Consider the following 11,770-nt stretch of genomic DNA (forward strand, 5'->3'; position numbering starts at 1 on the left):
CTTCGACTGAGACGGAACACGCCATGAGCAGACGCAGCATCTATGCCGAAGGCTTCAGCCACAAGAACCCCATTCCCGCCGCCTGCCGGATCGGCCCCATGCTGTATTCCGGCAGCATCCAGGGCACGGACCCCGCGACGGGCGCCTATGGCGACTCGCTGGAGCGCCAGTGCGAGCTGATGTTCGACCACGTGCGCCGCATCGTGCAGGCGGGCGGCGGCTCGCTCGATCACATCGCCAAGATGACCGTGTGGATGCGTGACCGCAGCCAGCGCGCCGCGCTGAATGCGGTGTGGCTGCAAGCCTTTCCGGATGCGCAGAATCGTCCGGCGCGCCACACCATGCAGGCGGACCTGGATGGCGACAAGCTCATCGAGTGCGACTTCGTGGCCGTGATCGAATAAAGGAGCCGGAAGATGCCGCAATATCAAGCCTTCAATCCCAACCCGACCGCACCGGCCTATCGCCTGCCGCCCGGATCGTGCGATAGCCAATTCCACGTGTTCGGCCCCGCCGACCGCTACCCGGTGCGCCCGGGCGCGGCCTATGAGATGCCTAGCGCGACCATTGAAACGGCGCTGGGCCTGCACCGGCTGCTGGGCATCCAGCGCGGCGTGATCGTGCAAGCCACCACGTACGGCGCCGATCACCAGGTTGTGCTGGACGGCCTGGCCGCGGCTGGCCCGTCGTATCGCGGCTGCGCGAATGCCGTGGTGCTGGCCGAATGCGACGACGCCTATATCCAGAAGCTGCACGACGCCGGTGTGCGCGGCGCGCGCTTCACGCGCCAGGGGCTGGGCATCAGCATGGCGCCCGAGGTCTTCGACCGCGCCATCGCCCGCATCCGCGAATTGGGCTGGTACGCCAAGTTCCAGCCGGAACCCGACGGAATGATGGCGCAGGCAGCACAGTTCCAAAACCTGGAAATCCCCGTGCTGCTGGACCACATGGGCCGCGCGGACCCGAGCGCGGGCGCCGCCGACCCCACGCGACGCTTGCTGGAGTCGCTGCTCTCGCGCGGCAACTTCTGGGTGATGCTGTCGTTGACGGAGAAGATCTCGCGCACGGGCGAGCCCTGGGACGATGTGATCCCGCTGGCCCAGGCGCTGATCGCCGCGAACCCGGACCGCGTGGTGTGGGGCAGCGACTGGCCGCATCCGGTGTCGGTGAAAGCCACGCCCAACGAAGGCCGGCTGCTCGATCAGTTGGCGCGCTATGCCGGCGATCAGGACACGCTCAGGAAGATCCTGGTCGACAACCCCGAGCACCTTTTTGGATTCGACGAATGAAACTGCTCAGTTTTATGCATGACGGCCAGGCGCGCTTTGGCGCGCTGCGCGGCCAGGACGAGATCGTAGCGCTGGACGGCCACGGCCACGACAGCTTGCGGGCCGCGCTGGAAGCCGGCGATCTGCCCGCGCTGGCGCGCCTGGCCGAGTCGCTGCCCGCGACGCACCGGCTGGATCAGGTGCGGCTGCTGCCGCCCATCCCCGCCCCCGAGAAGATCATCTGCGTGGGCGTGAACTACGGCAAGCGCAACGAGGAATACCAGGACGGCAGCGCGCCGCCGGCCTATCCCAGCGTATTCCCGCGCTTTCCGGGATCTTTCGTGGGACATGGCGAACCCTTGCTGCGCCCGCCGGAGTCCGAACAACTGGACTACGAGGGCGAGATCGCCATCGTGATCGGCAAGGCCGGCCGCCGCATTGCCGCGGCAGACGCCTGGCGCCATGTCGCGGGTCTGACGTGCTTGAACGAAGGCACGGTGCGCGACTGGCTCAAGCACGGCAAGTTCAATGTGACCCAAGGCAAGAACTTCGACGCCAGCGGTTCGATGGGACCGTGGCTGGTAACCGCGGATGAATTCGATCCGGCCGCGCCGCTCACGGTCAGCACGCGCGTGAACGGCGAACTGCGCCAGCAGGACACCACCGAGAACCTGATGTTCCCGTTCGCCGAGCTGATCCGCTACATCTCCATCTGGACCACGCTCAAGCCAGGGGACGTGATCTCAACCGGCACGCCGATTGGCGCGGGCGTGCGCTTCACGCCGCCGCGCTTCCTGAAACCCGGCGACGTGGTCGAAGTGGAAGTCGCCGGCATCGGCGTCCTGTCCAATCCCGTGGCCGATGAACCGGCCGTGTCCGCATAAGGAGCCGACATGCTGAATGAAAAAGACCGCGACCGCGCCGCGAGCCTGCTGCTGGAAGCAGAGCGCAGCGGCGTGCCCACCACGCAACTGGACCAGGTCTTTCCGGACATCGAGATCGCGGACGCCTACGCGATCCAGAAGCGGATCATCGACGCCAAGCTGGCTGCGGGCGCCAAACTGCGCGGCCACAAAATCGGCCTCACGTCCAAGGCGATGCAGAGCACCGTGGGCATCGACGAACCGGATTACGGACATCTGCTGGACACGATGTTCTATCAGGACGGCGAGACCATCCCGACCGACAAGCTCATCGTGCCGCGCGTCGAGGTGGAACTGGCCTTCGTTTTGGGCAAACCGCTTCGCGGGCCGGACGTAAGCCTGTTTGACGTACTGGATGCCACGGATTACGTGGTGCCGGCGCTGGAGCTGATCGACGGACGCAGCAAGTATCCGCGCCGCATCGTCGACAACATTGCCGACAACGCCGCATGCGCCGGCATCGTGTTGGGCGGCCGGCCCGTGCGTCCGATGGACGTGGATCTGCGTTGGGTGGGTGCCCTGCTCTTGAAGAACGGCGTGATCGAGGAGTCGGGCGTATCCGCCGCGGTCCTGGGGCATCCGGCGCTGGGAATCGCGTGGCTGGCCAACAAGCTGGCCCTGCACGATACGGGGCTGGCCGCGGGGCAGATCGTGCTGGCGGGGTCGTTCACCCGCACGGTCGCGGTCAAGCGGGGCGACACGCTGCATGCCGACTACGGCAAGCTCGGCAGCATTTCGGTGCACTTTTCCTAGGACCAGACGTGGAACTTCCGATCAATACGTTCAAGCGCGCGCTGCGCGAGCAGCGTCACCAGACGGGACTTTGGGTCACGCTTGCCCATCCGAACAGCACCGAGCTGGTGGCGGCCAGCGGCTTCGATTGGCTGCTGCTCGACACCGAGCACACGCCGGCGCTGTTGCCCACCGTCATGGGGCAACTGCAGGCCGCGGCCGCCTATGGCAGCCATCCGGTCGTGCGCCCGTCGTGGAACGACAAGGTGCAGATCAAGCAATACCTGGACATTGGCGCGCAGACGCTTCTGCTGCCGTATGTGCAGAATGCCGCGGAAGCCGAAAGCGCCGTGGCCGGCATGCGCTATGCGCCACGCGGCGTGCGCGGCGTAAGCGGCACCATGCGCGCCACGCGATACGGCCGCGTGCCCGACTACATGCGCCGCTGCGAGGAAGAGCTTTGCCTCCTGGTTCAGGCCGAGACCGGCGAAGCGCTGGAGAATCTTGACGCCATCATTGCGGTGGACGGCGTGGACGGTGTGTTCATCGGGCCAGCCGACCTGGCGGCCAGCCTGGGATATCCCGGCGAGCCGCAGCATCCCAACGTGGTGGCGGCCGTCGAACAAGCCATCCGCCGGGTGCGCGCGGCGGGCAAGGCGCCGGGCGTGCTGACCACGGATGAAACGTTGGCACGGCGCTACATGGCTGCAGGAAGCCTGTATACGGCGGTGGGCGTGGACGCGGCGATCCTGGCGCGCCACTGCGATCAACTGGCGGCGCGGTTCGCGGCCACCGCGTCTGAATAGGGTCGTTTCAATTTCGCGGGCCTCTGGCGCGCCGGGCGCGCGCCAATCGCCTGCCAATCAATCGCTTCCAATCAATCGCCCGAGCTTCGGCGCAGCCGGTCCGTCGACTCCTTGTTCAAGCGCTTCGCTTCGTCTTCCGCGTAGCCTTCCTCGCCTGACTCGTACTGACCTTCATACATGCAGCTGCTGCGCAGCATGCCGCACTCGCCGACGACCGAGGAGCAGCCTGCATTCAACGCCGCGAGAAACAACAAGACACTGCAACGGCCTAACGTTTGAATCGACATATCGCTCCTTGAGAATGGGTCTGTAGCGCCGGGGTCTGTAGTGCCGGTTGGTCCGGCACAGCAATGCCATTCAGCATGGACGAAGACGCCAGGGTCCGCAACACGTTGCGTATCGAATTGTCTCTGGCCGCAGGCCGGTGAACCACGCGCCGATTCGCCATCAAAGATGCCGGTGACTGCAGCCCATCACTTGCCCTGTCAGCTCGCCAATCAACCGCGCCAGGCCTTGCGCGCTTTCCCGGTCCAGCCCTTCACAGCGCACCATTCGAAACCCCATCGCCAGGCTGTAGCGCCAGTCCAGCTCAAGAATGTGGTAGCTGCGTCCGCGCTGTTCGCAGTGCCATTGCGCGGCCGGGTTCTCGTAGGCTTGGCCGATGAAGTCCACATGCGCGTCGGCCGGCATGGGAGAGGCGGGTTCGTTCGATCCCGGGGGGCTGGGTGCGCATAGATTCTCGCCGACCATGACGCGCGGGTTCGCGCCGTCAAACGCCAGCAGCAGGAGCGGGAAGTTCCGAGGATCGGCGTCGTAATCGTCCCTGACCGAGGCGCTGAGGTAGGGCCGGGCCGCCGGACCCAGACAGTATTGGACGCTATGCCAAGCCGCGTCGGCTTCGTCAAAGCTGTCGCGGCTGGCGCTGTAGGGAATGTTGTCGCCTTGCGGGGGCAGGACGTAACCGCCTTCCAGCAGCCGCGCTTGCAGGGCGGGCCAGTCAGGCGGCGCCAGATGGAAATCACGGGGAAAGATGAATTGATGGTGTTCAGACATGACCGGTCATCCAGGCGCTGGGAGGGATGGCGCGAAACCGGATGAGGACCGATTCACGCCAACGCGACGAAGCCGCAGTATTACAGAAACTACCCGGCGCCACGGCGTGTTCGTCATCATTTCACCGCCGCGTTTCCTCCGTCGGCAAACAGCGCGGAGCCGGTGACGAAGCTTGCCATCGGGCTGGCCAGGAACAAGGCGGCCGACGCAATTTCTTCTGGCCGCGCAATCCGCTTCATGGCGTGCAATCCTGCGGCCCACTCCTTCTGCGCGGCGTCTCCGGCCATCGCCGTGTCCACACCGCCCGGCATCAGCGCACTTGCCCGGATGCCTTGGCCGCCGTAGTCCGCGGCGATGCCCTTGACCAGCCCCATCAGCCCCGCCTTGGCCGCGCCGTAGGCCGCCATGCCGGGCAATCCGACGCTGGTGCCCACGAAGCTGGACGTGAAGATGATGGCGCCACCGCCTCGGGCCAGCATGGCCGGGATCTGATGGGCGCTGCCAAGGAAGGCAGCGGTGAGATTCACGTCGATCGTGGCTTGCCAATCGGCAAAGCTGATGTCGGCCAGCGGGCCGATCGGGCCCGTGGCGCCGGCGTTGTTGAAGGCGATGTCCAGGCCGCCGAAAGCGTCATTTGCCTCGGCAATCAATCGCGCGTGCGTGTCAGGCTGGCTGGCGTCGCCCGCGACGGTACGCACCCGCCCGCCCCGGTCGCGGATGCTGGCGGCCACGGCGTCCAGGGCCGCCGCGCCTCGGGCATTGAGCACGACGTCGGCGCCTTCGGCACTGAATAGCAATGCGGCGGCGCGTCCGATGCCGGACGATGCGCCGGTGATGAGGGCGACTTTCCCTTGCAAGAGGGGCATGATGTTTGTCCTGAGTGAATAGCGGGCCGCCATTGTCGGAACCGTACGCCGCAGCGGCTATCCGGTTCTTGCGCTCTCCTCTATGCAGGTGGTGCGCGTGCCCTGGAAAAGGCGCACAATAATCGGCGGCGCCCGCCTGAGATCGCATCCCCTGCCGGGCCCAACACCGCATGTTGAATTCCCGGCTTTCAACAGGCCGAACGAAAGGAGCGACCTCATGCGCGCTTTCGTACAGAAGCCCAAAGCGGCTTTTCACCCCGCACCGCCCGAACGGCGCGCACGAACCGCAGCGGTGCATCCCGCCGATGCCCGCCTGGCCATGTCACGGTCAGGCGATGCATCGGAGCAGGAAGCGCAGCGGGCGTCCGAACAGGTGATGCGCAGCCCACGGCTTGACCCCGCGCAGGGCTTTTCGCCGATCCCCCTGCACCCGGCCGACGCGCGCAATGCGGCATCGGTGACCGACCCATTGCCGCTTGCCAACGTGCTGGCGGCCGACGGCCATCCCCTTGACGCCGATACCCGCGCGTTCATGGAGCCGCGATTCCAGAAAGATTTCAGCCACGTCCGGCTGCATTCGGACGCGCGGGCTGGCGCATCAGCCCGCGCCGTCCAAGCCCGCGCCTTCACGATCGGCCATCACATCGTCCTGGGCTCAGGCCAATACGCACCCGGCACCGCCGCGGGCCAAGCGCTGCTGGCACACGAACTCGCCCATGTGGTCCAGCAGTCATCGATCAGCGCGCAGGGCCCTCGCCTGTTGCAGCGCGAGCCCAGCGGGCCGACGTACGGCAATCTGCCGCGGGACGCGCCCGCGTTCGGGTCGTCGCGCGACGTCATCAAGCTGCAGAACGTGAACGGCACATGGCGGGAGGTCGGCGGAAAATATGGCAGGACCGCGCGCGGTAACTATGACTTTGTCGTCAAAGACGGAGAAATCTACGCGGTCAAGGCCAAGAACACAATGAACCCGCTGGGCCACACCGAAGCGGCGCGCGGCGGCCGTGTCAACTGGGCAGGACAGGTGGAATTCGAGGCGGGCAAGGTCAAATCCTGGAACGACGGATCGGGTCACTACCGGTCGTTGTCCAGCATGCGCCAGCCCGCCGTGCAGGCGGGACTGCCTGACGAAAAGTTCATCCAGCACCCCGAAACCGCCGTGCGGCCTCGCCCCAAATCGTCCTTGCCGCAACTGCCTGTGGAACAGCCCGCCACCAAGCCTCGCGTGCCCGGCGAAGCGCCGAAGGTCGGCTCGGGCCCGCCCCGCATGGCGGAATTGGAGGCACGTTACGGAAAGGCGCCCACCGCGGTGCCCGCCACCGCCGCCAGCACAGTCGTGGCCGAGGAAGCCGGTTCGCTCTTGAAGGTTTCTGGCCGCACCGCTTCGGCAATCGGCAAGATCGGTAGCGCCGCGGGCTGGGTCGCGGACTTTCTGATGCCCGGGCCGCAGGACGCGATCATGCTGATGGTGCAGTTTGCCATGACGTATGCCGAGGCGCAGGAAGCGGCGCGTGCGGAAGGGATGCGCACGGGCTTTGGCCATGGTCTGGCAGCCGGATTGCTGCGGTTGAGCCGCAGCTGGATACGCGAGAACCTGGCGCCGAAAGGCATCAGCCGCAGCGTCGCGAGCGAGGTGGCGGCAACCACCGGGTATCGCGAGAAAGGGGTGGTGCAAGGGCTGGTCGCGGGCATTTCGTTTGCCGAGCGGCTCAATGCCGATCAACGCAAGGCGATGCTGAAGGAAGGCACGCGGGCCATGCGCGCCAAAGGTGACGACGTGACCTTGCGTGCGCGCTGGGAGCGCGGCTATACCGCTTACGACATCATCGACCTGTCCGTGGCGCTGGCGCCGCGCATCGATGAAATCCTGGAGGAAGCGCGCAAGAACGAGGCGCTGCGCCAGGCTGCCGAGAACTGGGAAAAACTGAAGAAATATGGCCCTCTGATGCCGTTGGCGCCCTTGTTCGAGCCATAGCGGCTGTGGCATATTTGCCGTGCCCAGCCCGCCCGGTTTTCCCTTCATGCGCACCCCACCCAATCCCTTCGCCCCGCCCCGCAAGCAGCGCGCCGCGAAAACCAATTCGCTGCTCTGGATCCTGGAGCCCTTGGCGCGCGACGCCGGCTACATGCATCGCAAGATGTTCGGGGCCGACGCGGCCTACCTGGACGGCTTTCTGTATCTGATCGTCGCCGACCGCGACGATCCCTGGAACGGGGTGATGGTCAGCACGTCGCAGGACCGCCACGCGGCGCTGCTGGCGGACATTCCCGAGCTGCTGCCGCATCCGGTGCTGGGCAAGTGGCTGTATCTGCCGCAGTCGAGCGAATCCTTCGAATCGACCGCGGCCACGCTGGCGGCGTTGGCGCTGGCGCGGGATCCGCGGATGGGGGTGGCGCCCAAACCGAGGGCGCGGCGCAGCAAGGCGCGCACCATCGGCCAATAAAGCGTCCCCCGGCAGCCGCGCCACGCGCGGCGGGTCAGTCACCCACCCGCACCACCAGCTTCCCGAAGTTCTTTCCTTCAAGCAGACCGATCAGCGCTTCGGGCGCCTGTTCCAGCCCGTCGACGACATCCTCGCGCCAGCGCAGCTTGCCTTCGCGGATCCACTGCCCTGCCACGTGCAGGAATTCGTCTTCCTGTTCCTTCGGAAAGTCGAACACGATGAACCCTTGCAGCGTGATGCGGCGCGACAGGATCTCGCGCATGGTGGCGGGCAGGCGGTCCGGGCCGCGGCGGTCGGCGGGGCCGTCGTTGTAGTTGGCGATCAGGCCGCACACCGGCACGCGGGCAAAGTCGTTCAGGAGCGGAAGCACGGCGTCCCACACATGGCCGCTGACGTTTTCGAAGTAGACGTCGATGCCGTCGGGGCAGGCCTCGGCCAGCTTCTGCGCAAAGTCGGGCGCGTGGTGGTCCACGACCACGTCAAAGCCCAGTTCCTCTTTGACGAAGGCGCACTTTTCGGGGCCGCCCGCGATGCCCACGACGCGCGCGCCCTTGATCCGCGCGATCTGGCCGACGACCGAGCCAACGGCGCCGCTAGCGGCCGCAACGACCACGGTTTCGCCCGGTTTGGGCTGGCCGATGTTGAGCAGCCCGACGTACGCCGTGAGGCCGGGCATGCCCAGCACGCCCAGCGCGGTCGACGGCGGCGCAATCGCCGGATCAAGGCGGCGCAGACCGCTGCCGTCGGACAGCGCGTAGCGTTGCCAGCCGGCAGACGACAGCACGATGTCGCCCTCACGCCAGTCGGGATGGCGGGACGTCTTTACCCGGGCAACGGTGCCGCCGACCATGACGTCCCCGATTTGCATGGGCTCGGCATAGGATTTTTCGTCGCTGACGCGCCAGCGCATGTAGGGGTCCAGCGACAGGGTCTGGACTTCCAGCAGCACCTGGCCGTCGGCCGGTTCGGGAATGGGCGCGCGCTCGACGCGGAAATCAGTGGCCTTGGGGCGGCCAACCGGCCGGGATGCGAGAACGACGCGCAGATTCTGGGGGTGTGTCATGGATGGCTCCTTGAGTTGAGTCGAACATTTCGCGACAAGGGTCATCCTAGGGATGCCGCAGAGTTACAGATAGACTGATAGCTCGTAAACCAGATTTCATGGATTGATAATGTCAACCGACTTCGACCCCGCCCTGCTCCGCACCTTTGTGGCGGTCTGCCGATACGGCAGCCTGAGCCGCGCCGCCGAAATGTCGGGCCGCGCGCAGTCGGCGCTTAGCACGCAGATCCGCCGGCTGGAGGACATGGTCGGCAAGCGGCTGCTGCATCGCACCGGCCGCGGCATGGCCCCCACCACCGAGGGCGAGTTGCTGCTGAGCTACGCCAACCGGATCCTTGCGCTGGGCGAGGCGGCCGCGGCGCGGCTGCGCGAACGGGCGGTGGCGGGCAGCGTGCGCATCGGGCTGTCCGAGGACGTGGCGGTGGCCGCGTTGCCAGCGGCGCTGGGGCGGCTGCGGCGCGCGTGCCCCAACCTGCATCTGGAGGTCGTCATCGACGACGGCGAGCGGCTGGCCGCGCGCTGGCAGGACGGCACGCTGGACGTGGCCGTGGGCGCCTGCGTGGGATTCACCGAAGAACCCATCGAGACGTGGACGGTCGATCTGCACTGGGCCTGCGGGATCGACGAAACCCTGGACCCGGAACAGCCGCTTGACGTGATCGTGTACGCCGAGCCGTGCTCATGGCGCCGGCTGGCGTTCGACGCGCTGACGGCGTCGGGGCGCGATTTCCGGGTGTCGCTGACCAGCCACAACGTAGGCGCCACGATCGCCGCCGTCGAGAACGGCCTGGGCGTGGCCTTGCTGACAACCGAGTGTCTGCGGCCCGACACCATGCGCGTGATTTCCATCGGGGACGAAGGCGCGCTGCCGCTGACCGCGCAATTCGGCCTGTACGCGGCGCACCGTCTGAATGAAAGCGGCCAGGCTGCCCTGACCCTGCTGCGCGAAAGCTTGCGGGGGTGGACTGCGCAGGCCATGCCGCGCGAGGCCGCGCTGCTCCCCGCCTGAGCCGCCGGACACGCGCCAGATTTGTTACTCCTGGCCGCCGCCTCCCGGTGCCACACTATTTCCGTACCCGCGCCGCTCGCTTGGCGCCTTTGGCACCGAACCACTCAGGAGGATCCAGTCATGACCACGCCCCCCGAATCCCCCGGCAATGGCGCCCGCCCCGCCATGCAAACGCCCCCGGTCGTTTCCGGGAAAGACTGGGAAGCCGCCCGCCTGCAACTGCTCGCCAAGGAAAAAGCCCACACCCGCGCGCGCGACGCCCTCGCCGCGGAACGCCGCCGCATGCCCTGGACGGCGGTGGACAAGGAATATGTTTTTGAAGGCCCAACGGGCAAGGTGACGCTGCGCGACCTGTTCGACGGCCGCCGGCAGCTCATCGTCTATCGCGCGTTTCACGAGCCCGGCGTCTTCGGCTGGCCGGATCATGCGTGCCGCGGCTGCTCGATGGTGGCGGACCAGGTGGCCCACCTTTCGCACCTGAATGCCCGCGACACGACGCTGGTCTTCGTGTCGCGCGCGCCGCAGGCAGACATCGACCGGTTGAAGGCGCGCATGGGCTGGACGATGCCGTGGTTCACGCTGACCGACAGTTTCGACGCGGATTTCGGCGTGGACGAATGGCACGGCACCAACGTGTTCTTTCGCGACGGCGACCACATCTATCGCACGTACTTCCTGAACAACCGGGGCGACGAGCAGATGGGCGGCACGTGGAACTACCTGGACATCACACCGCTGGGGCGACAGGAGACCTGGGAGGATTCTCCGGCCGGCTATCCGCAGACGCCGCCCTACAAATGGTGGAACTGGCACGACAGCTACGCGCCCGACGCGCCGCCGGACCAGAAATGGGTCGAGGTATCCGACGCGGGAGAAAAGGCGTTTCGCAATCACTGCGACCCGAAGTAGCCTGCGTCGCGGCAAGCGGCTGTTTTAAGATACGCGCTGGCAAATTCCGCAGCGCGCCCCATGAACATCGATACTAGTTCCCGCAATCGTCGCCATCGTTTCCGAGTCAGCCTGCATGCCGGGTGAACTGGCTGACTGGAAACGCGCCTTCCAGCCTTGCCGCATTCCAGCGATTGCCGCACTTGTGCTCCTGGGCATTGCCATCTACTGCTTCAATGCGGCAAAAGACATCCGCCTGCCCTATGACCCCGCCAAGCTGAACACGATCCAGCTTCGTGTCGACAAGGTCGCCAGCTGCGATGCCCAGGCGCGCATACGCGGACGGTTGGAGCGTTACACCGTGCCTTGCGTCTATTCGGGCAACTATCCCTACATGGTGTTCAAGTTCTTCAAGGCGACCTACAACGTCCGGTACACCGAGGGCGAGCACGTCGAATTCATGGTGCTTGAAGACCAACAGCAGCTTACCGACGGCACGATTGCGCGCCAATACAACATGGCCATTCCCGTGCGGGTCTATGGCGTGCGCAAGAACGGCGAAACGCTGGTCGATGCCAAGCAGATACATGACGAAAGCCATTCGCGCAAAGTGCAATTCAACATGAACGGTTGGATCGCGTTGGTGCTGGCTGGCTGGGCGGCGGTGATTACCTTCAGGCGGGCCCGAAAGATCCTGAACCAAGCAATGTGGTGACGC

General features: G+C 66.1%; 14 protein-coding genes. 10 read left to right on the plus strand and 4 right to left on the minus strand.

The genetic code is table 11. The annotated features are described in order from the left end of the window. Window positions 1-23 precede the first annotated feature (23 nt). Genes H4P35_RS15095 through H4P35_RS15115 form a run of 5 tightly spaced genes read left to right on the plus strand, consistent with a single transcriptional unit; the run spans window position 24 to window position 3,729 of the window. Window positions 24-404: a RidA family protein gene (locus tag H4P35_RS15095; RefSeq protein ID WP_152384682.1), complete on the plus strand. Its 381-nt coding sequence runs from the start codon at window positions 24-26 to the stop codon at window positions 402-404. A 12-nt stretch (window positions 405-416) separates the two neighbouring features. Next, a complete protein-coding gene (locus tag H4P35_RS15100; protein WP_226846127.1) occupies window positions 417-1,289 on the plus strand; it encodes an amidohydrolase in 873 nt (290 codons plus the stop codon). Next, window positions 1,286-2,152 (plus strand): fumarylacetoacetate hydrolase family protein, encoded by an 867-nt coding sequence (locus H4P35_RS15105; RefSeq protein ID WP_226846128.1) that lies wholly within the window; start codon window positions 1,286-1,288, stop codon window positions 2,150-2,152. The genes H4P35_RS15100 and H4P35_RS15105 overlap by 4 nt, the downstream gene beginning before the upstream one ends. 9 nt (window positions 2,153-2,161) lie before the next feature. Then, window positions 2,162-2,944 (plus strand): 2-oxo-hept-4-ene-1,7-dioate hydratase, encoded by a 783-nt coding sequence (hpaH, locus tag H4P35_RS15110; RefSeq protein ID WP_226846129.1) that lies wholly within the window; start codon window positions 2,162-2,164, stop codon window positions 2,942-2,944. Window positions 2,945-2,952: 8 nt separating this feature from the next. Next, window positions 2,953-3,729 carry an aldolase/citrate lyase family protein gene (locus tag H4P35_RS15115; protein WP_226846130.1) on the plus strand — a complete coding sequence of 259 codons (777 nt, stop codon included), beginning with the start codon at window positions 2,953-2,955 and terminating at the stop codon, window positions 3,727-3,729. 71 nt (window positions 3,730-3,800) lie between these two features. On the opposite strand, the gene H4P35_RS15120 is transcribed toward H4P35_RS15115, so the two are convergent. The 3 genes from H4P35_RS15120 to H4P35_RS15130 all read right to left on the minus strand — a co-directional run bounded on the left by H4P35_RS15120 (window position 3,801) and on the right by H4P35_RS15130 (window position 5,648). Then, the gene (locus tag H4P35_RS15120; protein ID WP_056319125.1) at window positions 3,801-4,016 is read right to left on the minus strand and encodes a hypothetical protein; all 216 of its coding nucleotides are present in this window, start codon (window positions 4,014-4,016) and stop codon (window positions 3,801-3,803) included. A gap of 160 nt (window positions 4,017-4,176) precedes the next feature. Beyond that, a complete protein-coding gene (locus H4P35_RS15125; protein ID WP_226846131.1) occupies window positions 4,177-4,782 on the minus strand; it encodes a hypothetical protein in 606 nt (201 codons plus the stop codon). 116 nt (window positions 4,783-4,898) lie between these two features. After that, window positions 4,899-5,648 carry an SDR family oxidoreductase gene (locus H4P35_RS15130; RefSeq protein WP_226846132.1) on the minus strand — a complete coding sequence of 250 codons (750 nt, stop codon included), beginning with the start codon at window positions 5,646-5,648 and terminating at the stop codon, window positions 4,899-4,901. Between the two features lie 217 nt (window positions 5,649-5,865). On the opposite strand from H4P35_RS15130, the gene H4P35_RS15135 reads away from it, so the two are divergent. Next, entirely contained in the window at window positions 5,866-7,623 is a 1,758-nt protein-coding gene (locus H4P35_RS15135) for a DUF4157 domain-containing protein (RefSeq protein WP_226846133.1), read from the plus strand. A gap of 46 nt (window positions 7,624-7,669) precedes the next feature. Then, complete coding sequence (locus H4P35_RS15140; protein ID WP_226846134.1) at window positions 7,670-8,092, plus strand: hypothetical protein; 423 nt, start codon at window positions 7,670-7,672, stop codon at window positions 8,090-8,092. A gap of 34 nt (window positions 8,093-8,126) precedes the next feature. Here H4P35_RS15140 and H4P35_RS15145 read toward each other — a convergent pair whose 3' ends face one another. Further along, window positions 8,127-9,155, minus strand: coding sequence for an NADP-dependent oxidoreductase (locus tag H4P35_RS15145; RefSeq protein WP_226846135.1), 1,029 nt, complete (start codon window positions 9,153-9,155; stop codon window positions 8,127-8,129). A gap of 109 nt (window positions 9,156-9,264) precedes the next feature. Between H4P35_RS15145 and H4P35_RS15150 the strand changes: the two genes are divergently transcribed. The 3 genes from H4P35_RS15150 to H4P35_RS15160 all read left to right on the plus strand — a co-directional run bounded on the left by H4P35_RS15150 (window position 9,265) and on the right by H4P35_RS15160 (window position 11,767). Further along, window positions 9,265-10,164, plus strand: coding sequence for a LysR family transcriptional regulator (locus tag H4P35_RS15150; RefSeq protein WP_226846136.1), 900 nt, complete (start codon window positions 9,265-9,267; stop codon window positions 10,162-10,164). Window positions 10,165-10,284: 120 nt separating this feature from the next. Further along, window positions 10,285-11,073: a DUF899 domain-containing protein gene (locus H4P35_RS15155; protein WP_226846137.1), complete on the plus strand. Its 789-nt coding sequence runs from the start codon at window positions 10,285-10,287 to the stop codon at window positions 11,071-11,073. Between the two features lie 115 nt (window positions 11,074-11,188). Continuing rightward, window positions 11,189-11,767, plus strand: a complete 579-nt coding sequence (locus H4P35_RS15160; RefSeq protein WP_226846138.1) for a hypothetical protein — start codon at window positions 11,189-11,191, stop codon at window positions 11,765-11,767. The last annotated feature ends 3 nt before the right edge of the window (window positions 11,768-11,770 follow it).

Source organism: Achromobacter sp. 77 (assembly GCF_020541125.1).
Classification (GTDB): domain Bacteria; phylum Pseudomonadota; class Gammaproteobacteria; order Burkholderiales; family Burkholderiaceae_B; genus Achromobacter; species Achromobacter mucicolens.

Coding starts and splice junctions, on each gene's coding strand:
- H4P35_RS15095 (WP_152384682.1), top strand. CDS start 24: ATGAGCAGACGCAGCATCTATGCCGAAGGCTTCAGCCACAAGAACCCC.
- H4P35_RS15100 (WP_226846127.1), top strand. CDS start 417: ATGCCGCAATATCAAGCCTTCAATCCCAACCCGACCGCACCGGCCTAT.
- H4P35_RS15105 (WP_226846128.1), top strand. CDS start 1,286: ATGAAACTGCTCAGTTTTATGCATGACGGCCAGGCGCGCTTTGGCGCG.
- hpaH (WP_226846129.1), top strand. CDS start 2,162: ATGCTGAATGAAAAAGACCGCGACCGCGCCGCGAGCCTGCTGCTGGAA.
- H4P35_RS15120 (WP_056319125.1), bottom strand. CDS start 4,016: ATGTCGATTCAAACGTTAGGCCGTTGCAGTGTCTTGTTGTTTCTCGCG.
- H4P35_RS15125 (WP_226846131.1), bottom strand. CDS start 4,782: ATGTCTGAACACCATCAATTCATCTTTCCCCGTGATTTCCATCTGGCG.
- H4P35_RS15130 (WP_226846132.1), bottom strand. CDS start 5,648: ATGCCCCTCTTGCAAGGGAAAGTCGCCCTCATCACCGGCGCATCGTCC.
- H4P35_RS15135 (WP_226846133.1), top strand. CDS start 5,866: ATGCGCGCTTTCGTACAGAAGCCCAAAGCGGCTTTTCACCCCGCACCG.
- H4P35_RS15140 (WP_226846134.1), top strand. CDS start 7,670: ATGCGCACCCCACCCAATCCCTTCGCCCCGCCCCGCAAGCAGCGCGCC.
- H4P35_RS15145 (WP_226846135.1), bottom strand. CDS start 9,155: ATGACACACCCCCAGAATCTGCGCGTCGTTCTCGCATCCCGGCCGGTT.
- H4P35_RS15150 (WP_226846136.1), top strand. CDS start 9,265: ATGTCAACCGACTTCGACCCCGCCCTGCTCCGCACCTTTGTGGCGGTC.
- H4P35_RS15155 (WP_226846137.1), top strand. CDS start 10,285: ATGACCACGCCCCCCGAATCCCCCGGCAATGGCGCCCGCCCCGCCATG.
- H4P35_RS15160 (WP_226846138.1), top strand. CDS start 11,189: ATGCCGGGTGAACTGGCTGACTGGAAACGCGCCTTCCAGCCTTGCCGC.